Origin of the sequence: Bacillus sp. FJAT-50079 (genome assembly GCF_018343515.1) — a bacterium.
GTDB lineage: Bacteria > Bacillota > Bacilli > Bacillales > Bacillaceae_C > Lederbergia.
Genome location: NZ_JAGYPD010000001.1, coordinates 349,751 through 374,441 on the forward strand (window position 1 = coordinate 349,751; position 24,691 = coordinate 374,441).

The window sequence follows — 24,691 nt, forward strand, 5'->3', positions numbered from 1 at the left end:
TCATTTTTATTCTATTTCCTCTACTTTTAAAGGGGTGCCTTTTTCAGCGGATTGATACAGACCCGTAACTAATTGAAGGGCTTTGATGCCTTCTTCACCTGTAACAACGGGATCGCGATCATTAATAATTGCTTGAATCATATCCTCAATTATACATTGATGTCCTGGCTTACCGTAGGGATTATCCTTAATTGATTCTTTCAAAGACTTCACGTCTTCTTCAGACATTGATTCCATAACCCAATGTTCGATAAAATTGGCAGTTGCTCCCCCAATTTTCACGGAGGCTTCCTCACCAAATATACTTAACGATTCCTCGAAATTTTTAGGATAGATTGTTGTCGCAGCTTCGATCACACCTAATGCGCCACTTTTAAATCTTACTAGCCCTGTCGAGACATCCTCTGCTTCAATATTGCGTAGTCTTGTAGCTGACATACTGTAAATTTCTTCAATATCACCCATTAACCATACTAGTAAATCAAGATTATGTATAGCTTGATTCATTAATACTCCACCATCTAAAGATTTCGTTCCTCGCCATGGCGCTTGATCAAAATATGCTTGATTTCGATTCCAACGAACAGTTGCATTTGCATGACTTAACTTGCCAAACCTTTCCTCAGACATTGCTTTCTTCAGCTCAATCATTGCAGGACGGAATCTATTTGGATGTAATACAGATAGTTTCACATTATTTTCCTTGCATGTATCGATCATTGCATTAGCGTCCTTTAATGTTAATGCTATTGGCTTTTCAACGATCACGTGTTTACGTGCTTTAGCAGCCTTGATAGTTAAAGGGGCATGTGAACCGCTTGGTGTACAAATATTTATTACATCAATTTCGGGATTTTTTAACATTTCTTCATAGTTTTCATAAGGCGTAGCACCATACTCTTCAACATAGTATTCCATATTTTCTTTAATTGTGTCACATACCGCTAATAATGTCGCACCTGATGTTTGTTTAATTCCTTCAGCATGTTTTTTTGCTATATGCCCACAACCTACGATTGCAAAGTTGATTTTCTTCATTGTTGATCACTCCTAAACAATATTGCTCCTTTATTAAGAAAAGAACGTAATGCTGACCCCTGATGGAAAACCAGCCTTACGTTCTTTCGTATCAATGAGCAGCTGTCAATATTTTTTTTATTTCTTGATAATTAGGCTCGGTAGAGTTTTTTTTATTCGTTAATTTTAACAGGGTATCCCTGAGTGCTTCTTGATTATGAATACTGTTACCAATTCTAAGAAGTACATCTTCTGTTTTTTCCTCAGTCGCTTTCCCTATATATATTTTTGGAAATACTTGAACAGGATTTACTTCATCTTCATTTAGTATTTCTTCATACATCTTTTCGCCTGGCCGCATCCCGGTATATTCAATTTTTATTTCGTCCTCAGTAAATCCAGACAGCTTGATTAAGTTTTTCGCCAAATCGACAATTTTCACTGGTTCTCCCATATCAAGGACGAAGATTTCTCCACCTCTTGCTAAAGCACCCGCCTGTATGACCAAACGAGCTGCTTCCGGGATCGTCATAAAATAGCGCGTCATCTCCGGATCTGTTACTGTTACCGGACCGCCGTTTGCAATTTGTTTTCTAAATAATGGGACAACACTTCCTCTACTACCTAGCACATTTCCAAATCTAACTGCGACAAACCTAGTGTTACTAATTTTATCCAAGTTCTGTACAATTATTTCGGCCACCCGTTTTGTAGCTCCCATTACGCTAGTTGGGTTCACGGCTTTATCTGTTGAAACGAGTACAAATGTATTTACATGTGCTGCATCTGCTGCCTCGGCAACATTCTTCGTGCCATAAATATTATTTTTAACTGCCTCTTCAGGATTTCTTTCCATAAGTGGAACATGTTTATGTGCGGCAGCGTGAAAAACAAATGCTGGTTTATATTGAAACATGATGCTAAACATTTTATCACGGTCTTGTACGTCTGCAATTTCAGTGAAGAAATCAATTTCATTTTTATATTTTGATTTTAGCTCCATCTCAATGTTGTAAACACTGTTTTCTCCATGCCCAAGCAATATCACTTGTCTAGGATTAAATTGACATAATTGCCTACACAATTCGGATCCTATTGATCCACCTGCACCAGTAACTAGTATCGTTTGCCCCTTAATTTTAGTTGCAATACCTTCAACATCTAATTCAACGGGTTCTCTTCCTAATAAATCTTCGATAGATACATCTCGGATTTCGCTAATTGAAACTTTACCACTTGCCAAATCACCAATCGTTGGCAAAATTTGCAGATCGTCCACTTTTTTCTTTGTCTCGGTAATAATTTCATTCAATCTTTGCTTATTTAAGGAAGGTATCGCTATTACAACATGTTCGACATTGTATCGCTTTATTACTTTTGAAATATCCTTAATTGTCCCCGCAACTGGCAAGCCTCCAATTTGTAGTTGTTGAACACTAGAATTATCGTCCAAAAATGCAACTGGGCGCAATCCAGATAGCGGGTGCTCTTTAAGTTGTCGTAAAAGCATTCGACCAGTCGAACCAGCACCAACAATTAATGTCCTTTTGGCTTTTGGTTGAACTTTAATGTTTTTAATTTCGATCAAGACACTTTGTAAAAAACGCCACCAAAACCGGACACTTCCTAAAATTAAAATATGAAGCATAAAGGTCAATGCCAATCCACGGGCATATATTTCACCAAAAGCAATTTTTTGAACAATCGCCGTAATAATAATCGCCGATGTTACCACACAAAAAACCCCAACCAGCTCCTCCATGCTTGCATATCTCCATACTCTCCGGTAAAGCCCGAAAATATAAGAAAAGAGATGATGGGTTAATAATAACGTGATTGAAGTAGTAATTATTAAATCATTTACTATATATGAAGAAAAAGGATTTAATAAAAAATGGGACATATATATCGATACCAAAACAATGGCTGAATCGACACAGACAAGCGAAAACATCCTTGTCCTATAATTCATATTACCCCTCCTAACTCAACAATGACAGTTGAGCGTAACTGTTGTAATTTGTACAGAAAATATTATAACATATCCACAGCACTCCGGTCATAAAATATACGGTTTTTTTATGAATATTGTCGAATTCGGGAAAAATACTTAATGATAGTATTTGTAGAAACTGCAAAAATAAAATTCCATTACACCCCTTCTTTTCCTATTAGTGGATAAAAATATTTTTTATTAGTTGATTTGATATTAATGTAGGACTATCTCTATGGTCGCATCTTTTAATGTTAGACGAAAAATAAATGAATTAGTTTCTCTTTACTGCGGAAAATTTATTGAAGAAATAAATAACTAAGAATTCTATTCATATGTAGATAATTATGAGGGCATTTTCTCTCATCCTTAATTAGTTGTATAATCGTAATTTATTACAATTAGCATAATCAAATTATAAGGGTTTGTATGAATATGATATATAACAAAGCAAAAAAATTTTCGCACCTGAATGGTGCGAAAATTATTATTACTTCTTTTTCCCCTTTTTCTTAATCTTCACCTTCTCCTCAGTCACATTGCCACCAAGGTCAATCGCTTTAAAAATAAAAGTGTTGTCGCCGTCTTCCAATTGTAGTTCGATATCTTCTACTGTTTGTTTAAAGCCCTTCATGTCGTACGGTTCGGATAGTTCGTTTTTAAATACCTCGCTATCATTCACATATAAACGGATCTGATCAAAGTTGTCTCGAATTTCGGAGGAGACGGTGATCGTATCGGTTTCTACATTATTTTTTGCTTTTACTTTTAGCTTTGGTTTTTCTGTATCAATAAAGAATCGGCGCCCAATTTCTGTTTCGTTTCCGGCATTGTCTGTTGCTTTAATATGATAAAAGTAATAGCCGTCTTTTTTATGATTGATCGTTATCGAAAAATCATATTGGTCTTTTTCAGGATTATAGCTGAGCTTCGCTTTTTTCCCATCGACAGTAACAGACTTAACACCCGATTTATCCTTTACATAGCCTGAGAAAGTAACCTTTTTCGTTGCTGACACACTAAGGAATTCAGGTGTGAGCACGTGAAGGTCTGGGGCGGTTGTATCTTTCCCTTCATTTGCTTCCGCTTCTGCTACGTTTCCTGCGTAGTCAACGGCAATCACCGTTAATGTTTGTTCTGGGCTTAAACGTTTTGTAAGCTGGTGTTCTGTTTCTCCAGCTGCATATGGTTGGTCTAAGATCGATTTGCCATCAATATGCACGTCCCAATAGGCAAGACCGCTTCCGTTCGCTTCGTCTGCCGCTTGAACCGTTACTTTTTGTGTCTCAGCATTAAAACTTGCTTCTATTTCCGGTGCCGTCGTATCCAACAACACAGGAATGGAGAGCGACTGCCATTTTGCCCCTGCATAGTCAATGATTGCTTCTACTTGCAAATAATATTGCCCTTGTGGAGCGATTTTCCCATTGATTTTACCATCCCATACCCGTGTTGAGCTTAGAGAATACATTGGTGCACGACCGCTATCATAGTAATTCTTTTTAACCTCTGATTCGGTGATTAATGTGCGAACTGGTTTTTTATTGGCATCAAGCACATTGAATTTTACTTCCTTTGCATTTCGTAAAAAGGATAAGATCATCAATGCGTCATCCTGTACACCATCTCCATTCGGTGAAAAGGCAATTTTCTCAGGGTCAATTGCACCTGTTGCTAGATCTTCACCTAGGAAGCTGTAATCATCATTTCCAGCACTAGTTACAACACCAGTTAATCCATAGTATGAATCTGCCTCCCACATCGGCTTATCAAAAATAGGCGCTTTGTCCCAGTCTCCTTTGAAGCCAACATATGGAATCGATAGCGGCGGATTTGTGTCCATTGGATCCGTCAATGTTACGAATCCTTCAAGCCAATATCCGTTTGTGAAATAGTTCAATAGTGTTGCATCGATGGAGCTTACATCAATCGTTACATCAATTGTGGCCTTACCGTTTGCCGGAACTTCCACAGTATTTACTTCTTTGCCATTTACTTTAGCAACCGCCATGCCAGCTAAATCAAGTGCACCAAATAGATTTGGGGCAACTAATAGATCTGAGCCGTTTTGGACGAATGTATCTGTTTGTACATTTACTTCAACATTATAGTTAACAGGTTGATCTGACATATTTTCTGCGATCAGTTTAAATGTAACTTGATTACCCATTATTTGCTTTAATGCCACTTTCGCTTCCTTCGTTTTTTCCTCCGTCACAATTACCGGCGTTGATAATGCCGCATGAAGTTGCATGATCCCCGCACCTTGTCGTCTTGGTGACACGTTTTCACCATCAAAATCGATCCGTTTCGCTGTATTCATCATCATGTTCTTCGCTTGTAACACACGATCTGCATGTTCAAAACTAAACGCTTCATCAACACGTTGTAATACGAGTGCACCGCCTCCAGATACATGTGGAGCGGCCATTGATGTTCCGCTCATTAAGCCGTATTCATTATTATTCAAAGTAGAAAGAATTTGTCCGCCTGGGGCAGTAATTTCCGGTTTAAAATCTAAATTTGGTGTCAATCCCCAAGAGGAGAAGGCACTCATTTTTCCCGCATCTGGATTATCAATTGTCGCTTTTTCTCCCGAGAATGTAAGGGAAACTGCTTGTCCGTTTTGTAACGCTTGAGCAAGCTGATCCCCATCACTCTTCATCATAAATAATTGTGGGATTTCAATTTCTTCTTCCGATGCCATATTAACAATCCCGTCCGTATTATTGTAAATAATGACGCCATCAGCGCCAGCTGCTTGAGCATTTAATGCTTTATCAACAAAGCCGATTTCCCCGCGCTGAACGAGCGCATATTTTCCTTTCACATCTTTCCCAGAAAAGTCTGCGGGATTTCCTAATCCTGCATCAACGACTTCAAATGTCTGTTTCACATAGTCGTTTGGATGCGTTTTTCCAGCGGATAAAAATGGTGCACTCCCGATAACCTCATCGATTGTATATTGGAGTGCGTCCACTTCCATATACGTATTTTCAAATGAAGCGACTTGTAAAGAATCGTATGCAACCCCAGGGGCCCCATTCACTCCGTAATCGGGATTCGAAGCTAACGGATAATAATATCCATCAGCAAACATTGCGGCATTTCCAGATGAAATTGAAACGAGTACCCCGTTATCAACTGCACGCTTTACCGCCTCTTGCTCTGGTGCACTTGCATCAACAAAACTTGCTGGTGAGCCGAGACTCAAGTTTAATACATCGGCACCAAGCTTGATCGCATCATCGATCGCCTTTACATATACATCTCCAAACGTCGATTGCATTTCCGGGTCATTTCCGAATACTTTTAATGCTAAAAGCTGGGTTTCTGGTGCGATTCCTTGAATCCCTCCATTATTAACATCACCATTGGCTCCGACCGTTCCCCCAACATGCATGCCATGCATCGAAGCCCCCGCAAATAGGTCTCGTACTTCCCCATTTTCATCCATATAGTTATAGCCATACGGAACTTTTTCTGTATAAAACTTTCCTGGTAAACCATGGTCCCGAATGGATTCATTCACACTATTTTCTGTTAATGTAGCGGTGGACGAATCTGTTAAAATCATGTCGCGATGGGTATAATCGATGCCTGAATCGATTATGCCAACAACCATCCCTTCCCCTTTATATCCATAATCACGCCATGCTTCTTGCGCTTGAACAAGCTCATGGCTATATTTCATTTCCGGCTCAACCTTTGGTCGTTCATACTCATTGACAATATGTACCGATTTAACCTCAGGCATATTTTTAATCAATTCAATATCAGCTTGTTTCAATTCAAGACTGAATCCGTTAATGACGGTCGTAAATTCCTCTAGATATTTTGCTTTAATTTTCTTTCCATTAATTTTATCTTTAACGGACTTTTGCTGTGCTTTCGCTTGCTTTTCCAATTGCTTTTTTTGTTCTTTTGCGAGCTTTTTGAATGCTACACGTTTCTTTGTCGCAAATTCAATTGGTGCCTCTTCTTTTAATTCGACAATTACCCGCTGCTCCTTGTTTTGATCTTCCGTTTCCTTCATTTGTTCAGATACGGATCGTTTCTTTTTCTGGACTTCTTTAGGCATTGTTTCTCCCATAGCAAACGTTAAATTTCCAAACGCCAAAAGAAAGACCAATAACAATAATGCGGTTCTTTTCAACATGATTTTCCTCCTCGGCAAAAGAATACTTAATTGTCTGACATTTCCATCATAAATTGTCCATTAACGACGAGCCAGTTCCGAAAGTTTTAGTCTAATAGGCTTAGATTTGTAGAATTTAAATGAATTGTGTCGAACGATATGTAGAGTAATCAAGTAACATTTAACGAGGTGTTACGTTAGAATAAAGTTGCGAACAAAAAAGTAGGTGAGTACATATTGATCTACATAACTAGTATTTTAAAAGGGTTAGTACATACTGAGCGGAGTTTTTTTCAATTAGCGAAAGCGGAAGAAATTTACGGGTTACGTTGGCGGCTTTGTTGGCTTTTTCTTTTTGGCGGATTCGTTTTTAGCTTGAATGGCTGGGTCGGGATCGGCTCGCATGGGCTGTCGCCGCAATTGACAAAGCTTACTGAGGCAGAATTCGCAGGGATAAAAGCTTATTTTATTGTTGGACGATTATTGTTAGGACTCGTTTATACGGGATTCGCTGTTTTCTTTTCCGCACTTTGGTTTTGGACGATGTCTGATGTGGCTTATAAGAAGCTCGTTGTTATGCAAGCGTTTGTTGTGCCCATTTTATTTGTGGAACAATTGACGTTTTTGCCGCTGGCGATCATGCATCTTCCTTGGTATTCTTCGCCATTATCACTTGGAGTCATTGCGCAATTTATGACGGACAAGTCATTTATCATTTATTTTTTTGGATGTTTGTCTTTTTTAAAAGGTTGGGTCGTCTTGATTCAATATCGTGGATTGCGGGTCTTGACCTTAAAACCGCGTGCAGTCGTTATTGCGATGGTTGTATCGCTTCATATTATTTCATCGTTGCTTATCACTGCGCTTGCATCGATTCAATTTCATATCCTGCTACGATAGAAAATGAGGTGGATGTTCTTGACGAAAAAATGGATGCGACGACTTGGATGGGTAATGATCATAAGTTTGGTCGCACTCAATATCTTTTTACTGGAAAAGAAAGATAGTAAAGCTGATCGGCTTAATTATATTACGAAATGGGAGCGCATCGTTCATGGGGATGTCGTGGAGTCTTTAGCTGCGGAGGGAGTGATCGTCTCGACAGAAACCAATGCTGTTTTTATTGATAAGAATATGGAATTCAGTCATTTTTTAGTAGAGCAAGGCACATTTGTTGAAGTAGGCACTCCTTTATTTGAGTATGCAGGTGGACAGCTGGATAAGCAGCTTGTATTACTTGATACCGAAATCATCCGGTTAGAAGATGAGGTACAAAGAATTGAAGAGTTTATTGAAGAGCTCGAGGAATTACAATATTCTTTACCGACGTTAAACACGGGCAACTCATTTGCCGAAACAGAGCTCGAATCATTTGCACAAGATTATTTGGACCAGCTTGATACTGTATCGATGAGGGAGCTTACCCTTTCACTAGAGCAACGGAGTGCTGAAATGGAACTTGAAAAGGATCGAGTCGAGCTAGAAATTGCTTCCTATTCAGAACAGCGACAGGTGATTGAAGACGGTCAGAGCGGTTTAGCGATATTAAGCCCATATGAAGGAATCGTCGAGACGATCTCTCATGAGTTAAGCAATCCTCTTATAACGATTGCTTCGGAGCAAACAGCCGTAGAAGGTAGATTAACGGAGTCACAGATGAAAAATGTTGAGACAGGCATGCGCGTTGATGTCACTTCAGATTTATTTACTGAACAGATTACGGGTGTCATTAGCAAACGGGATGACCTACCGATCGCTGCCCCGGCCGTTGACGTAGCAAGCGAGTATCGTTTTTACGCCGAGCTGGATGATCATGAAGAGGATCTATACATTGGCTACCATGTTGATACGAATATTATTACGGATGAAGCGATTGACGTCCCGATCGTTAAGCGCAAAAGTCTTTTCAAAAATGGTGAGGATGCATTTCTATTTGTATTGCAAGAGGGGCAGGTTGCCAAGCGAGAAATTACTCCTGGCTTAGAGGTCGGAAATCAGCAAGAGGTGCAAGCTGGTGCTGAGCCAGGCGAATTTTACGTGCGTGATCCATATAAGATGGATGATGGTGCTCCCTTTATTACCCCTTTTAAGTTAGAGGAATTTTCAAAGCACTCTTGGAAAAAAACAAACCCTAAAAAAATTGCATCTTACATCCTTATTGGCGTCTTGCAGCGATGAACAGACATCATTAAGGAAAGGATGTTTGTCCACTCTCTAATGTAAGGAGGACGAGATTCTTTGATCGTCTTCCTTTTTTAATGGCAAATGATGCAAGCAGCATCATAATTATTTCGATTGGCAAGGGTAACGAGTTTTCCGAATATGGAATAACAACAAACTCCCAGTTTATTAAATCTACCCGTACGCATTGCCTCCACGTAACATTCATAAATCTGACCTTTATAATAATTTCCATCGTTTCACTCAATGGAGCTGATAAAACTTCGGATGTTAGACGGCTAAAGGGAAGGTTTTTCCTCAATGCGTCATGAAAATTAAAAATAGGATGTAGAGCAATCGTCCGATCCTTTTGTAAAATACCGTGACAAATTAGGGAGTATTCTTTACTACCTAAGCGACCATACGACATTATTCTTTCTATTTCGATAGAAACACTCATTTTCCCCCTCCTAACTATGAAGCTATTATAGTTAAATATACCTAAATTTGTAAATGTTTGTTTATGAATAATCCAGCCCGTTTTAACTTTAATGGAACTAGTAATAACAATATGTTATAATTAACAGCTTTCCTCGATATTTGCCGCTATCTTATACGAAAAAGAGTGCGAGGGAAGTACAATGTCATTTTATAAGAAGCTTCGAGAGTACCGTAGTGACGTATTACATTTAAGTCAGGAAGAGGCAAGTCAACGACTACATATTACCCAACCCGCGCTTTCCCAATATGAATCCGGGAAACGGCAAATTCCGACAGAGGCGTTGCCGCATTTTCAAAAGGCATATTCCATTCCACCCGATTACTTTCTGAACATGCTCTTAGGCTCGGACTATGGAGAGGATTATACCCCGATGATGCTGCGCGAGCATTCGCATAACACGGAAATGCAACGAATTATCGATATGTTGAACCGGCATGAGTCCTTATTTAAATTTCTTTCTTCACTTACATATTCGGATGAAAAAACGCAAGAAAATCTCGCAGAATTGCTCCCTCACTTGAAAAAGTTTATACAAAATAAATAAGTTTTGGAAGTAGAAGAGTATTGAGGGATGATTCATTCGAGCTCACTCAAAAAACTGTAATATTCGCTGGAGACATTATGGCATGTATCCTTCCACGTGCAGAAGTGGCAGGCTTTTGCCGATTCAGATTAAAGGACATCTCCAAACTGCTTTTTAAACGACAACATTCGCTTAGGTTCACTATCTCTTATCGTCCTTAAATATAGTAAGTGGAATGTTTTTATCGCGGAAGATCCATAGAAGAATATTTCGTGGATTGATTTCCTTTTCGTTTTAACCAAATAAAAACAACGCCTAACCGATCTCGACTAGGCGTTGTTTTTGATTAAGCGAGCTTACTTGCAGCAGCTTCGTCAATAATGATTGTTGTATTTGCATGGTTTTGTAAAACAGATGCCGGGCAGTCTTCTGTAATAGGCCCCTCGATCATTTGTTTCATCGCATCGGCTTTCTCTTCACCAAATGCCATTAAAATGATTTCTTTCGCTTTCATGATCGTCGCGATTCCCATTGAAACGGCATGTGTCGGTACATCCTCGGCTTTTTCAAAGAACCTTTTATTCGATTCAATCGTCGATTCAGCTAGTTTTACAATAGACGTAGTTGAATCAAAAGATGTACCAGGCTCATTGAAGCCAATATGACCGTTCACGCCGATTCCTAACACTTGTAAATCTACCGGATGTTTCGTTAGAATCGCTTCGTATCGTTCACATTCTGCATCCAAATCCTCTGCCATTCCGTTCGGTAAGTAAGATTGCTTGAACTTTACTTCATTGAAAAGGTGTTTCTTCATGAAGTAATCGTAGCTTTGTGGATCGCTAGCTTCAAGTCCAACATATTCATCTAAGTTGACCGTCGTTACTTCTGGAGCAGATAAACGTTCTTCTCGCATTTTTTCGTATAATTTTTCTGGTGTACTTCCTGTTGCAAGACCTAGTGTTTTAATATTCCCGTTTTCTAGACCTACTTGTATGATTTCAAATGCCTTTTCCGCAGCTTCTTCCTTATTTTTCACTACGATTACTTTCATTTTATTTCTCCCCTTTCACATGATCGACACCTAGTCGATATGTTCCTTCTACTTCTAATTTTTTATTCATAATAACAAAATCGGCATCTTTTCCAGGAGCAAGTGCCCCCTTATGAGTAAGGCCGAATTCCCGCGCTTGGTTGCCGGATGTCATTTGTACGGCTTCACTAATTGAGCAGCCTGTAAAGTCAATCATATTGCGGAATGCCTCATCCATTTTCAGCACACTGCCAGCGAGCGAGCCGTTTTCAAGACGTGCTTGATTGTCTTTCATCCACACCTTTTGCCCACCAAGTTCATACTCCCCATCTGGCATGCCCTTTGCACGCATTGCGTCTGAAATGAGCGTAATTCCTTGCGCTCCTTTTAAACGATAGGCCAAATCAATCATATCCGGTACAATGTGGATCCCATCTGCAATGATTTCTACTTGAATGCCATCCGTTAATAATACATGTCCAGCTACACCGGCTTCTCGATGATGAAGTCCGCGCATGCCATTGTATAAATGGGTTGCATGCGATGCTTTACTTCGTAAAAGCTCTTCCCTCACAGCATCCGAATGGCCGACGGATGGAACGATCCCACGTTCAAGCATGATTTGTTCAAACTCTTCTGCTCCGGGACGCTCCGGCGCGTATGTAACAAGCTTAATCATTTCGCCTGAAGCTTCATACCAATTTAAAAACTGATCGATATCCGGGTCAACAATGTACTCATGCGGCTGTGCACCTGCGCGCTTTTCTGAAATAAACGGCCCTTCCAAATGCACGCCCTCAATCGATGCCCCTCTCTCCTTTGCCACTTTTGCAGCGGCAAGTGCCGACTCAATTTTCCGATGCTCCTGTGTCATCGTTGTCGCAAAAAAGGAAGTAACACCTTCGCTTAATAGATTTTCACTTAAGAAAAGGAGCTTCTCTGGATCGGCATCCATAGCGTCAACACTGAAGCCCCCATGAATGTGAACATCGATCATTCCGGGAATTACGATCTGCCCCTTTGCATCGATTATCTTTTCATTCGCTTCTGCTTTGTAATTCTTCATTTCACCAATTTCAGAAATCTGTTCGGAAAAACGGATAAACCCATCTTGGATTGGTTCTTCCGACTCTCCTGTATAAATTGTCGCGTGAATCAGTACTTTATTTTGCAAAGCGCCACCTCTTCCAACTTAAGGAATTTCCCTTTTTATTATAATTGTCTGTTCCGCTCATGACAAATATTTTTCAACCAAGTGCCTGTTCTAAATCCTCCCAAATATCTTCCCATGCTTCTAAACCAATTGATAAACGAATCAATGTATCAGTTATGCCCATTTTCTGCCGCTCTTCCTCCGGGACAACCGCGTGGGTCATTGTCGCCGGATGCTGTATAAGCGTTTCACAATCGCCTAAACTTACGGCTATTTTTACAAACCGGCAGCGATTTAATAGCTGTTGCGCCGTTTCTTTCGTTCCTTTCACTTCAAAACTAATCATCCCACCTGGCCGCTTCATTTGTCGACTTGCTAACTCATATTGAGGAAAGCCTGGATCACCGGGATAATATATTTTGCTGACATTTGAATGACCTTTTAATTTCTCAGCGATTTTTTCTGCATTATCGCAATGGCGATCAAGCCTCACTGCCAATGTTTTTAATCCGCGCAGAAGCAACCATGCATCAAACGGAGAAATAATGCCACCGATGTCTTTTAACGTCGTCATTCTCATTTCATTTAGCTCATTTTCGCGGCCAATGACCATCCCCGCAATGACATCGCCGTGGCCGCTAATGTATTTCGTTGCACTATGAATGACATAATCACAACCTAATGCAAGGGGGCGCTGTAAATAAGGGGAACAAAAAGTATTATCAACAACGACAGGTAGATTGAATTCGCGTGCGACCGTTACAATCATTTCCAGATCAACAAGCTTCATCGTTGGATTAATTGGCGTCTCCACATAAATGGCACTCGTATTTTTACGGATGGCTTTTCTAATCGCTTCTTCATCATCCATTTGAATCAGGCTATGAGTAATTCCATATTTCTTTTCCAACAGCTGCAGTAAGCCAAATGTGCAGCCGTAAATTCCTTCCGAGCATAGAAGATGATCCCCTGCTTCCGTCAAATGAACAAGCGTTGCATTAACCGCCGCCATCCCTGAGCCGAAGGCGATCGCAGCTTCCCCATCTTCAAGCTTTGCCATCCTCTCCTCTAATACGGCAACCGTTGGATTTCCAAGCCTTGAATAAATATATCCGTCCGCTTCTCCGGAAAATCGCCGCTCACCTTCCTCTGCGGATGGAAAGGTATATGTTGCGGTTTGATAGAGTGGTGGAACAAGGCTTCCCAGATGATTCATCGATTCATACCCTGAATGAATCACTTCGGTTTCAAAACGTTTTTTAGATTTGCCCATCACGCGCACTCCCCTTCTCTTTGTTATCTTTATTTTAGGTGATTTCTCTTCGGAAAGAAAGCGCATTCCCTCTTTCGCAGTTTTCTGCAAATAATTGGTAAAATAAGGGTTAATTATTAAACTCGTGTTACATTTTGTAAATTTTTCATGCAAGCTTGATTGTTTATGATAAAATTTGCTAAAAAGAGCGGAATTTTTAGGGGGGTATTTTTTTATGCGTAAAAAATTGGTTGGAGCAGCATCGGCCGTCATTATTGCCACGTCTTTTGCGGGGGTAGCGTCTGCTTCTACACACGAAGTCCAAAGCGGAGATTCCCTATGGAAAATTGCGACAAAGTATCAAACGAGCGTTGCTCAGTTAAAATCATTAAACAATCTTTCTAGCGATTTAATTTATCCAAAACAAGTTTTATTTGTTAATCAATCGACTACTGAAAATAAACCGGATCCAGCACCGGTGCAAAATTCTCAGCAATCAGCAACTCCAGCTGCAAATACATATACCGTAGTATCTGGCGATAACCTAAGTAAAATTGCATCTAAACATAAGGTGACCGTTGCACAGCTTTATGAGTGGAATGGATTGAAATCCGATTTGATTCACCCAGGTCTCGTATTAAAAGTTTCTGCGGGTAACGCGACTGCAGCACCGAATCCACCCGTTGCAAATGCGCCAGCTGCTCCGACTGCTCCAACTCAAAATAACGAAGCGACAAGTACATACAAAGTCGTGGCTGGTGATACATTAAGTCGAATTGCCCAAAAGTATGGCACGACCGTAGCAAACTTAAAGAGCTGGAACAATCTTTCTTCTGATTTAATTTTAATTGGACAAACATTAAAAGTGAACGGAAATACGAATGTTACGGCGCCAACAGTAACCGCACCGAAACCGGAAGCAGCCAAACCAGAAGCACCAGTTATTTCACAAGATGTGGCTTCAGTCATCCAAATTGCTAAAAATGCAGTTGGGACACCATATGCTTGGGGTGGTTCAACTCTATCAGGCTTTGATTGCAGCGGATTTATTTATTATGTCTTCAATACAGCTGGACAAAAAGTTAGCCGCTTAAGCTCAGAAGGATATTATAGTCGCTCTTACTATGTAAATAAGCCAGAAATTGGCGATCTCGTATTCTTTGCTAATACATATAAAAGCGGAATTTCTCATATGGGCATTTATGTCGGCGATGGCCAATTCATCCATGCCGGATCAGATGGCGTTGAAATCGCAAGCTTAAGCAATTCCTATTGGAAGAGCAAATTTGATGGATATAAAAAATTCTATTAATCAAATGATTGATTAATAGATTTGAAGAATGGGACTATGTAAAAGTCAAACTTTTATATGGTCCCTTCTTTTTATGCTCATGTTGTTATCCATTTCCCCTTGTTAGCATAATTATGTCATTATGGTCAATCGAACTTCATTCGATTGACCTTCTCCTGCGGAAAGTCTTCAATAAGGACAATCGAAACACGATCGATTGTCCCTTACCAGCAAAAGGTCCCCAGCTAGGGGAATCGAAACCCATTCGAATGACCCTTCCCCGCAAAAGATCCCCCCAACATGGGAATTCGAAACTCGTCCGAGTGACCCTTACCAGCAAAACTTCCTCAACATGGAAAATTGGAACTCACACGATTAGCCCCTGTCTGCAAAAAATCTTTAATACGGTCAATCGAGCATACGATGTTTACCAACCCTTATATTACCTTTTAAACAGCCCCTCTTGCGTTCCCCAATTATTTCGTCATTTCCCCTTTCACTTCATTCACCATTCGCCTAATATCATCATTTTTTCGTTATAGTGACAATCATTCGGAAAAAAGGGTATAATAATGTTTTGGAGGTTTTTTACATGTATAACAAACAATTGCAGCAGCATATCCAATTATATAGCGAAGAACTCCAGAGCATTCTTGATCCACGGACGGATGCGCATCAGAAACTTGTGCAAAAAGGGATGATTCTTTTTCGCCAGCAGCTCGTGTACAATGTGACCTTTTCCACTGGAAAAGTTGAAGCAAGAGTACGTGATGTGAGTCCTGTTGTGGTCGAGCTTTATTTTGAGAATATTGCGGAGGGAAACTGTTCATGCCCGATTGAGGGAATTTGCAAGCATAAAATTGCTTTGTTTTTCACAGTATTCAACAAAATGAAAAGCACGTTTGCTTGGATGCAGGAATGGAAAAATCGCTGGCAAGTAACAGATGTCCTTTCCACATTAAAGCGTGGATCAGATTTGATCCAGCCATCGGTACAGGAATCGCCATCTAGCCCTGAGCAATGGTTGCAAAGAATCCGGGATGCGTATCAGAATGTTTCTGCGAAAAATTACTATCAGCTTGATGAATGGGCTCGGAACCGTTATATGCGTCTGCTTGGGTTCGCCCCAGTCGAACGCGAATGGAAACCTCTATTCCAATTATTTGCTGCGTATGAATCTTTACAAATAATGAATGAAGTATGTGATGAACCAAATAAACGCCGTCACCTCATTTCATTTATGCAATATATGATTGAAGAGGCAGATGAAGCATTGGCAAAATTAACGACAATCGCTTCTCCTTTTGCATTTGATAAATATTTTCATTATTTACGTAATGAAAGCACGAACTTATTATTAATCGACACGCTGTTTCCATTTGAATTTATGGAAATGTATATGAATATATGGACGATTCTTTTTAAAACAAAACGAGATCGCAGCGCTGAATTAAAAAAGCTCCAATCATTCGGAGCTGAATATGAAAACTGTATGACAGCTGCGATTCATATCGCTATTTTACTTGAAGAAGATGATTGGGCGATTGAAAAGATAAAGGAATTAGACTTTGATGCTGCTCCCTATGCATTAAATTGGTTGAAATTATTGCAAGCTGAACGACAAACAAAGCGGCTCGCTCGATTTTTGCCTGTTTTTCTTACGATGATTACGACGTATATATCAACGTTAACTCGTAATTATGAGCAAGCACAATTTACGCGCGCACTTTTTCAAGTGTTAGACAATGAAACGGCTTTGAAACTAGACTCGAACTTGCTGGAAAAAGCTTATATCCAGCTGCTGCCGCATAGTCGCTTTCAATACATTGCCTACTTGCTCGATAAGCAAGATTATCGAAAATGGGCAGAACTTCAACTGTACACGGAAAATACGCTTGAATACATTGATTCCCATACGGTTAGTATCGTTGCTAAGCATGATCCCGGTGCATTACACCCGCTCTATCATGAAACGATTACTTCCCTTATTAATAATCGAAGCCGCGATTCATATAAACGTGCGGTACGTTATTTAAAAAGGTTGCAAAAACTCTATAAAAAGGAAAAAATGCTTCCACATTGGGAGCGATATTTTTCTGAACTATGTAGAAGAACAAAACGTTTGCGAGCCTTTCAGGAAGAATGCAAGAAAGGAAAGTTAATTCATGATGAATCTTAAATCGGTCCATATCCATATCGCACCTTTAGAACATGGTGCGTTTTTCATCTCTGTTCTTGATGATGAGTCACATCCGATTTCCCCAGCTCATTGGAAACAACAGCTGTTTGTTTGGCATGAGGAAAGCTTTTACGGTTCTTTTATCGAAACAAAACAGGTGAATGGTGATGATGGGATTGAAATCGATAGTTATTCATTATTAACGCTACTTGGGCATGAACGCTTTAGTTCACTTATCGATTGGCATTGGTGTGAGCCTGGTGATGCGATTCTAGCTGTTGCGCCGATCATGCTTGAAGCGATTCAAGAGGGGAAATGGCTCCCGCAGTTTACAGATGACTCTGAAGATGCTTTTTATTGGAAAGTTCCACAAATGGTATGGGATGAGTTTCCGCCACCATTTTGGGAGCAAAGCTTTTTCCAAACACCGATGAATGAATTTGTTGCCCAATTTTATCATCATGCTGTATTGAAACATTTGCAACAAGGCATGGAAGGCGAAACACTTGCAACCAAGCTAGAACAACTAAAGGAGAGCCCTCTTACAGCGGCAGAGCTTGAACAATATTTTGATGAAACTCGGTGGAGTGAATGGACGGAAACGGTTGATTCTCCCCTTCCATTCACCATTGGTCTACGTTTAACTGAACCAGACGATGATGATGAGCATTGGACATTGGAAACCATTTTACGTGATCGCAAAAAGCAAGAGAAAATCTATTCACTCGATCGTTTGCCTAAACGCTGGTCTTCGTATTTCTCAATGATTGAACTGGAGCAGGAGCGTTGGCAGCGTCTCTTTCCATGGTTATCAACTGAACTCGACGAAGCATCGGCATGGGAGTTTTTAACGGATGCAAGCAGCAAGCTAATTGCACTCGGTATAGAGATCCTGCTTCCTTCCTGGTGGGAAGCAATGCGAGAAGCGAATTTAGTGATGAAGGCAAGAGTGAAGCAAACAGGGACGAATTATCGCCCATCTTTCGTTGGATTAAATGCGATGTTAGATTTCGACTGGCGTTTATCGATGAACGGAGCCGAATTATCGGAAGAAGAATTTCAGACGCTCGTCAACGAACAACGTCGCCTCGTTAAAATCCAAGGGCGTTGGGTGAAGCTTGATCCAAAAATGATTGCCCATATTCAAGCATTAATGAAGCAAGCGAAAAAAGAAGGCTTGCGTGTTCAAGATCTTTTTTCGCTTGAAGCGGATGAAGAGCCGATTCCAAATGATCAAGAGCTCTTTGACCCACGTGCATTTGCCCAGGTGAAAATTGAATTGAACCAGTCACTGAAAAAGATGATGCGTCAACTCCGTGGCATTACGGAAATCCCAGCAACCAAAGCGCCGAAGCAATTACTTGGTGATTTACGTCCTTATCAGCAGCTCGGACTTAACTGGTTAACGTTTTTACGCCAATACGGATTTGGGGCTTGTTTGGCCGATGATATGGGATTGGGAAAAACAATCCAATTAATTGCCTATTTACTTCATGTAAAGCACGCTAAGCTTGACAAGGCACCTGCTCTCATCATTTGTCCAACATCTGTATTAGGAAACTGGCAGCGGGAATTGGAGCGTTTTGCCCCTGATTTACAAGTCGCCCTTCATTACGGAGCAACGAGAGTGAAAGGCGAGGCATTCAGTACGGAAATGAAGGATGTGGATGTCGTTTTAACGAGCTATGGACTCTCACATCTTGATTTCGATGAATTTTCCTCGATCGAATGGAGTACGATCGCCCTTGATGAAGCACAAAATATTAAAAATGCAGAGACGAAACAATCACGGGCGATCCGAAAATTAAAAGGCGGCCATCATATTGCCTTAACCGGAACCCCGATGGAAAATCGGCTTGCTGAATTATGGTCGATTTTTGATTTTATCAATCATGGCTACTTAGGTGCGTTCGGACAGTTCCAGAAACGCTTTGTCGCCCCGATTGAAAAAGATGGCGATGAAAGAAAAATTCGTGAGCTCCAACAAATGATTAAACCTTTCTTATTAAGAAGAACGAAAAAAGATCCGGATGTAGAATTGAACTTGCCTGATAAGCTTGAGCAAAAAGAATATTGTTCTTTAACAGCAGAGCAAGCAGCTTTATATGAAGATCTCGTCCAAGATACATTCAGCAAGATTGAAACATTATCATTTTTTGAACGCAAAGGATTAATTTTACAAATGCTGAATAAATTAAAGCAGCTGTGCAATCATCCCTCTCTCTATTTAAAGGAGGAAATCCCTTCGGAAGTTGAGCAGCGTTCAAATAAAATGGCGACATTAGTTGAGCTTGCTGATACGATTATGGACAATCGCGAAGGGTGCATTATTTTTACCCAATATATTGGGATGGGGGAAATGATCCGTACCGTTCTGCAAAATCGCTACGATGTTTCTGTTCCTTTTTTAAACGGAAGCATGCCCAAAAAACAGCGTGATGAATACGTAGAAAGGTTTCAGGCAGGAGAATTCCCGTTTTTCCTCCTTTCCTTAAAAGCAGGGGGAACAGGGCTAAATTTGACTGCTGCCAACCATGTCATTCATTATGATCGCTGGTGGAATCCTGCTGTTGAAAATCAGGCGACAGACCGTGCATATCGCATCGGTCAAGAGCGATTTGTCCATGTCCATAAGCTGATTACAACGGGAACCCTTGAAGAAAAAATTGATTTAATGCTTGAGAAAAAACAAGCACTTAATGAGGAAATTATTCGCAGTGACCAGTGGGTAACGGAGCTTTCCAATCAAGACTTACGCGATTTGATCGCACTCGGATGATCGGAGCTGGTAATAGTGGAGCAAGTTTTTGATTTCCTTCGGTTATGGAAAGAAAGGAATGAACGATTCATTCAAGAGCAAGCCGAAATACGGATCGATTTTCTCGTTAGAGGCATTTGTGAAAAGGAAGTCGATGGCTTGCTTGAGGATGCATTGCTTTACCCGAACAGCTGGCTCCCTAGCCATTTACGCTGGGAGTCACTTTGTCAGGCAGATGAGGAACGTTTGGGGGAGCTTGTAGCAGAAGGCATTTCCTTTTTTACAGGTGTGACCGATTACCATTTTGATTTACCTGCCGTCAAAACCTTCATTGGCCAATTAAACGAAGTTCGCAAGTAAATAAAGTGAGTTTGAATAAGTAAAAAAGAGAGGCTATGTTGTTTAACAAGCCTCTTTTTCCTATGGGGTGGGTGAAGCGAGGATGGTATTTGGACGCGCAGTGTGTGAGGAATGTTGTTTACTGCGCGATTCTTTTTTTTCTGTATGTTTGAGAAATTGAATGGTTAGGCTGATTTTGCAGCTGTTCTTCAAGCTTTGTGATTCGTTGGCTCAATGCGAAGATTTGTTGATTCGCCTTGCCAAGCTTGAAAATGAGGTCGCCAATTAAAATTTCAATCGAATCACCGATGAACCTTCACCTCCTTTCAGTTGTTACGGGTATTGAGGTTCCATCCACAGGCCGGCCACCCATAAATTTGACAGAGTCAGCAATCACTTCCGTAATATATACTTTTTTTCCAGCCTGATCCTCGTAATTCCGCGTTTGAATTTTCCCCGTGACACCGACAATGGAGCCTTTGTTACAATATTTCGCTGTATTTTCAGCTATTTTATTCCACAATGTGCATAATACAAAATCAGCTTCAATCTCCCCCTTTGCATTTCGATAGTGGCGATTTAAGGCAAGCGTAATATTTAATACCGCTTTCCCTTCCATCGTGTAACGTAATTCAGGATTTTTCGTCATTCTGCCGACCAATGTCACCTGGTTAATCATCTTTTCAACTCCTTTTCAAAGGTGTATGCCCATCATATAGGAAGTTGTTTTAAGCGTAAAATCGACAAAATACGTTTTCACTAAGGAAACTTCGAGCGGTTTCGTCATTTTTTATAACATTTTTTCAATTTCTGACGTTTTTGCCCTCGAGAAATTAAATTTCAACTCTTTTTTAAAAATGTTATACTTTAGGGAGAGTGGGAGGAGTGAGGATTTGAAAACATTTAAAATTGTTGCCTTACAAACGTTTGAAGATATGAAGCCGATCAATATTCCTCTAACGGATGGATTAATCATTAATAAAGAAAATGATCATGGAGACTGGATCATCGAAGCGTTTATTGACCAGTCCCTCGCACCTTTGTTTCAAAAAAAGTGGGAAGAAGATCGTCCTTTTGAAATTCGCGTCGTGATTACTCACGCAGCGAATGATCCTGCACCATTTACCGCAAAAATACATAAGATTCGTCCAGTCGGTGAACGGATTAGTGTGCTATTTGATGGTAAGCTTAGCAAATTACGAAATGAATATTCCGAGCACATCCTCGAGGGACTTATTAGCGAAGGATTTACTGGCGAAGCACTTATGATTGAATTTAAAAAGCGTATGAAAAAACCCGTCTAATCTTTGACGGGTTCTTGATCTGCTAAAGTTATTTATTGCGGTTTTTATTCATATCAACATCGGTTTCTTCATGTGTAACGCCGTTTTGATCATTTACTTCTGTTTTTTCTTCTATTTTATGATCATTTACATCGACATCTTTTTCAATTACCTCATTGTTCTCTGTTGCAGGTGGTGCTGGCGTTGTTGGTGCTGGCGGAGGCGGCTCCTGTTTATTCGTTGCACATCCAACAAGTAATAAGGACGCTAGAGCACCGGCTCCAATTAATTTCGTAAGTTTTCCGTTCATTTTGTTAGCTCCTTTCAAATTTTTTCATGTTCCTTTTTCTGGACCTTGCTCGGTCTGCTGTTAGCTTTCCCATAATTTGAAAAAAATACTTCAAGAACAGAACTATTTGGATTTACATTTGTATCGGCATTTTGGAAAGTTATGCAATTATTAAGGAAGGCACGCAATTCCGGCGGAAACTCGCGCAATTAATTGGAAATTTGGCGCAATTACATCGAGAACTCGCGCAATTAGTAGTAGTTTGTCCCAAAGGAAGGCAAAAAAAGATACTGGACTTTTTTATCCAGTACCTCATTTAAGTGCGAATGTAATTTCTGTTTCACAAACAAGCTCTCCATCAACGGTTGCAACAGCTTTTCCTTTACCGATCGGTCCTTTCACCCGAATGATTTCCACTTCGAGTTTCAATTGATCTCCTGGCTTCACTTGCCGTTTAAAGCGGCAATTATCAATGCCTGCAAAAAAAGCTAAACGACCACGGTTTTCTTCTTGTTTTAGCATAGCAACAGCGCCAACCTGCGCCAAAGCTTCTACAATCAAAACACCTGGCATGACAGGATAATCGGGAAAATGTCCGTTGAAAAATTCTTCATTCGCAGTTACATTTTTAAGTCCGACCGCTCTTTGACCGTCTTCAACTTCGATGATTTTATCAACAAGTAAAAATGGATAGCGATGCGGGATAATTTCTTTAATTTGTTGTATATCTAGCATTATAACACCCTTCCATAATATGTATATAAGGAGTACAATGACCCCTTGTTAGTTTTTGATCACTAAATCAATAATATGTGTCCATGTCGATTTTTGAAAAACATCTGTTGGATTACCATCGCCAATCACACCATAACCGACCATTAATCCAGTAGCAAGGCTTAATGCAATGAGAATTCCAACGATGAGCACACGAAGCCAAATCGGGATTAAACGAATTCGAATCCTTTTCGTTGTTTGGGCTTTGGATTCACGACTTGTCTTCTCACGCTTCTTTTTCTTCATTTCTTTTCTCGTTTGAACTTGTTCTTGGCTGATCTGTTTAGCCATCATACGATATACTCCTTTGATCCTAAAAATAGGATGTAAAAACTATGACCTTATCATAACATATTTACCGGATGCCGTTAATAAGCCCCATCATCTGATCTGATAAAGAAATGGCCCTAGATTGAAATTGAATGGATCGCTGCACAACAAGCATATCGCTCATTTCTTTCGATAAATCCACATTTGAACCTTCTAATGCCCCTTGCTGCATCGCAATTTGATTTCGATTCGTTCCAACAATATTCGTATAAATAAGCGCTGGGTTCGCATCAATATTTTCTGGCAAACCGAGCAATGTTTCCCCTTTTTGCTCTAGAAATTGCGGCTTATGGACGGTAACGACTCCAAGTTGAAAACTGACAGGCTGAATCCCTTCTCCTTGTACTTGAAGCGTGCCTTGGTTGGAAATGATAAACTCGTTATACTCATTTGAAAAGACAATCGGATCGTCATTTTCATCAAGAACAGGATACCCTTCACTTGTCACGAGCGTCACTTCATTGTTTCCGCTCGGCGTAACGTATAAGGAACCATTACGTGTAAAACGAAGCTTTATTTCGTTATTTTCCTGAACTTGCACTTTCAAAAATTGATTTTCTTCTGTGAAAGCAATATCAAGCGGTCGATCGGTACTTTTGATTGGTCCTTGCTGTAAAATCATTGCTGACTTCGCTATTTTTGCTCCAACCCCTTGACGGATGCCAAGCGGTGAAAGCCGGCCAGTTTCTTTTTCTGGATCGGGCTGATTGTTCACATGTTGATAAACGAGCTCAGAAAAGGACACATCTCTTTTTTTAAACCCATTCGTGTCCACATTAGCAATATTATTGCTAATGATATCCAGTTGTTTTTGCAGCTGCCCCATCGTATTCATCGCAGTTGTCATCGCTCTGGTCATTGATTTAGCTCCTTACTTTGATCATTAGCCGTTCACTCTTCCGACTTCGTTAACGGCCTTTTCCATGCTTCGATCGTATGCTTGTAAAATTTTCTGATTCGCTTCAAAGGCTCGATAAGCGGTCATCAGTTCCGTCATCGCTTTACTTGCATCCACCGTTGATGCCTCAATAAATCCTTGCGTGATGCGAAAATCAGTCGCTTGATCAGCGTTTGGCAACGGAGCACCATCCTCCGTTCTAAATAGCCCATCTTCTTCGCGAATAAGTGCTTGAGGATTTTCTGTTGCCGCTATGCCCAACTGTGCAACGAATGCTCCGTTTTCTTCGATATTACCATAATGATCAACGGTAAACTGCTCACTCGCTAACGTAATCCGATTGCCATTTACATCAAGCACTGGCCAACCCGCATCGGTTGTTAGTAAGCCATTCGCATCAATCGTAAAGCTCCCATTTCTTGTATATCTTACTTGATCGCCATTTTCTACTGCAAAAAAGACAGTGCCACCAGCTAGATCAGTTAAAGCCAGATCGGTTTGTTTTTCCGTCTGTCTCATATCTCCTTGAATAAAGCGAGGGATGCTTTCCTGCATATACACCCCAGTATGAATCGTTCCAATTTGTTCTGAGGAAGGATTGCCTTGTTGATCTTTTTCGACTCTCTGCAGCAACATTTCTGGAAAAGCTCGAATCGCTGCTTGATCTTCCTTAAATCCCGGAGTATTTACATTCGCTAAATTATTGGTCAGCATATCCGTTTTCCGCTGTTGAGCGTACATTCCAGATGCAGCTGTATAAAAGCCTCGTAACATATACT

General features: G+C 40.3%; 21 protein-coding genes. 8 read left to right on the forward strand and 13 right to left on the reverse strand.

Features of this window, described 5'->3' with window-relative positions; translation table 11 throughout:
- Positions 1 to 6: 6 nt before the first annotated feature.
- The 3 genes from KHA95_RS01650 to KHA95_RS01660 form a co-directional block, all read right to left on the reverse strand.
- Positions 7 to 1,038, reverse strand: coding sequence for a Gfo/Idh/MocA family protein (locus KHA95_RS01650; RefSeq protein WP_213135724.1), 1,032 nt, complete (start codon positions 1,036 to 1,038; stop codon positions 7 to 9).
- Between the two features lie 91 nt (positions 1,039 to 1,129).
- Positions 1,130 to 2,989 carry a polysaccharide biosynthesis protein gene (locus tag KHA95_RS01655; protein WP_213135725.1) on the reverse strand — a complete coding sequence of 620 codons (1,860 nt, stop codon included), beginning with the start codon at positions 2,987 to 2,989 and terminating at the stop codon, positions 1,130 to 1,132.
- A gap of 511 nt (positions 2,990 to 3,500) precedes the next feature.
- Positions 3,501 to 7,169: a S8 family serine peptidase gene (locus tag KHA95_RS01660; RefSeq protein ID WP_213135726.1), complete on the reverse strand. Its 3,669-nt coding sequence runs from the start codon at positions 7,167 to 7,169 to the stop codon at positions 3,501 to 3,503.
- Between the two features lie 216 nt (positions 7,170 to 7,385).
- Between KHA95_RS01660 and KHA95_RS01665 the strand changes: the two genes are divergently transcribed.
- Positions 7,386 to 8,048: a hypothetical protein gene (locus KHA95_RS01665; protein WP_213135727.1), complete on the forward strand. Its 663-nt coding sequence runs from the start codon at positions 7,386 to 7,388 to the stop codon at positions 8,046 to 8,048.
- A gap of 18 nt (positions 8,049 to 8,066) precedes the next feature.
- A complete protein-coding gene (locus KHA95_RS01670; RefSeq protein WP_213135728.1) occupies positions 8,067 to 9,326 on the forward strand; it encodes an efflux RND transporter periplasmic adaptor subunit in 1,260 nt (419 codons plus the stop codon).
- Between the two features lie 10 nt (positions 9,327 to 9,336).
- Here KHA95_RS01670 and KHA95_RS01675 read toward each other — a convergent pair whose 3' ends face one another.
- A complete protein-coding gene (locus KHA95_RS01675) occupies positions 9,337 to 9,768 on the reverse strand; it encodes a hypothetical protein (RefSeq protein WP_213135729.1) in 432 nt (143 codons plus the stop codon).
- Positions 9,769 to 9,949: 181 nt separating this feature from the next.
- Between KHA95_RS01675 and KHA95_RS01680 the strand changes: the two genes are divergently transcribed.
- Positions 9,950 to 10,354 (forward strand): helix-turn-helix domain-containing protein, encoded by a 405-nt coding sequence (locus tag KHA95_RS01680; protein ID WP_213135730.1) that lies wholly within the window; start codon positions 9,950 to 9,952, stop codon positions 10,352 to 10,354.
- 325 nt (positions 10,355 to 10,679) lie between these two features.
- Here the strand turns inward: KHA95_RS01680 and nagB are convergent, their stop codons facing one another.
- The 3 genes from nagB to megL form a co-directional block, all read right to left on the reverse strand.
- A complete protein-coding gene (nagB, locus tag KHA95_RS01685) occupies positions 10,680 to 11,387 on the reverse strand; it encodes a glucosamine-6-phosphate deaminase (protein ID WP_213135731.1) in 708 nt (235 codons plus the stop codon).
- Position 11,388: 1 nt separating this feature from the next.
- On the reverse strand, positions 11,389 to 12,540 hold the full coding sequence (nagA, locus tag KHA95_RS01690) for an N-acetylglucosamine-6-phosphate deacetylase (RefSeq protein WP_213135732.1): 1,152 nt from the start codon (positions 12,538 to 12,540) through the stop codon (positions 11,389 to 11,391).
- Positions 12,541 to 12,613: 73 nt separating this feature from the next.
- Positions 12,614 to 13,792 (reverse strand): methionine gamma-lyase, encoded by a 1,179-nt coding sequence (gene megL, locus KHA95_RS01695; RefSeq protein ID WP_213135733.1) that lies wholly within the window; start codon positions 13,790 to 13,792, stop codon positions 12,614 to 12,616.
- Between the two features lie 214 nt (positions 13,793 to 14,006).
- Here megL and KHA95_RS01700 point away from each other — a divergent pair, with 214 nt between their 5' ends.
- From KHA95_RS01700 to KHA95_RS01715, 4 genes are all read left to right on the forward strand, one after another.
- Positions 14,007 to 15,083, forward strand: a complete 1,077-nt coding sequence (locus tag KHA95_RS01700) for a C40 family peptidase (RefSeq protein ID WP_213135734.1) — start codon at positions 14,007 to 14,009, stop codon at positions 15,081 to 15,083.
- 571 nt (positions 15,084 to 15,654) lie between these two features.
- Positions 15,655 to 17,241, forward strand: coding sequence for an SWIM zinc finger family protein (locus KHA95_RS01705; protein ID WP_213135735.1), 1,587 nt, complete (start codon positions 15,655 to 15,657; stop codon positions 17,239 to 17,241).
- Positions 17,228 to 20,020: a DEAD/DEAH box helicase gene (locus KHA95_RS01710; RefSeq protein ID WP_213135736.1), complete on the forward strand. Its 2,793-nt coding sequence runs from the start codon at positions 17,228 to 17,230 to the stop codon at positions 20,018 to 20,020. Before KHA95_RS01705 ends, KHA95_RS01710 begins: the two co-directional genes overlap by 14 nt.
- A gap of 15 nt (positions 20,021 to 20,035) precedes the next feature.
- A complete protein-coding gene (locus KHA95_RS01715; protein WP_213135737.1) occupies positions 20,036 to 20,359 on the forward strand; it encodes a hypothetical protein in 324 nt (107 codons plus the stop codon).
- 295 nt (positions 20,360 to 20,654) lie between these two features.
- On the opposite strand, the gene ssb is transcribed toward KHA95_RS01715, so the two are convergent.
- Complete coding sequence (gene ssb, locus KHA95_RS01720) at positions 20,655 to 21,017, reverse strand: single-stranded DNA-binding protein (protein ID WP_213135738.1); 363 nt, start codon at positions 21,015 to 21,017, stop codon at positions 20,655 to 20,657.
- 214 nt (positions 21,018 to 21,231) lie between these two features.
- On the opposite strand from ssb, the gene KHA95_RS01725 reads away from it, so the two are divergent.
- A complete protein-coding gene (locus KHA95_RS01725) occupies positions 21,232 to 21,642 on the forward strand; it encodes a YwpF-like family protein (protein ID WP_213135739.1) in 411 nt (136 codons plus the stop codon).
- A 28-nt stretch (positions 21,643 to 21,670) separates the two neighbouring features.
- Here the strand turns inward: KHA95_RS01725 and KHA95_RS01730 are convergent, their stop codons facing one another.
- From KHA95_RS01730 to KHA95_RS01750, 5 genes are all read right to left on the reverse strand, one after another.
- Complete coding sequence (locus KHA95_RS01730; protein ID WP_213135740.1) at positions 21,671 to 21,931, reverse strand: hypothetical protein; 261 nt, start codon at positions 21,929 to 21,931, stop codon at positions 21,671 to 21,673.
- A gap of 291 nt (positions 21,932 to 22,222) precedes the next feature.
- Positions 22,223 to 22,645: a 3-hydroxyacyl-ACP dehydratase FabZ gene (fabZ, locus tag KHA95_RS01735; protein ID WP_213135741.1), complete on the reverse strand. Its 423-nt coding sequence runs from the start codon at positions 22,643 to 22,645 to the stop codon at positions 22,223 to 22,225.
- Positions 22,646 to 22,693: 48 nt separating this feature from the next.
- Positions 22,694 to 22,978, reverse strand: coding sequence for a DNA-directed RNA polymerase subunit beta (locus KHA95_RS01740; RefSeq protein WP_213135742.1), 285 nt, complete (start codon positions 22,976 to 22,978; stop codon positions 22,694 to 22,696).
- A gap of 61 nt (positions 22,979 to 23,039) precedes the next feature.
- Positions 23,040 to 23,873 carry a flagellar hook-basal body protein gene (locus KHA95_RS01745; protein ID WP_213135743.1) on the reverse strand — a complete coding sequence of 278 codons (834 nt, stop codon included), beginning with the start codon at positions 23,871 to 23,873 and terminating at the stop codon, positions 23,040 to 23,042.
- Positions 23,874 to 23,897: 24 nt separating this feature from the next.
- On the reverse strand, positions 23,898 to 24,686 hold the full coding sequence (locus KHA95_RS01750; protein ID WP_213135744.1) for a flagellar hook-basal body protein: 789 nt from the start codon (positions 24,684 to 24,686) through the stop codon (positions 23,898 to 23,900).
- Positions 24,687 to 24,691 lie beyond the last annotated feature (5 nt).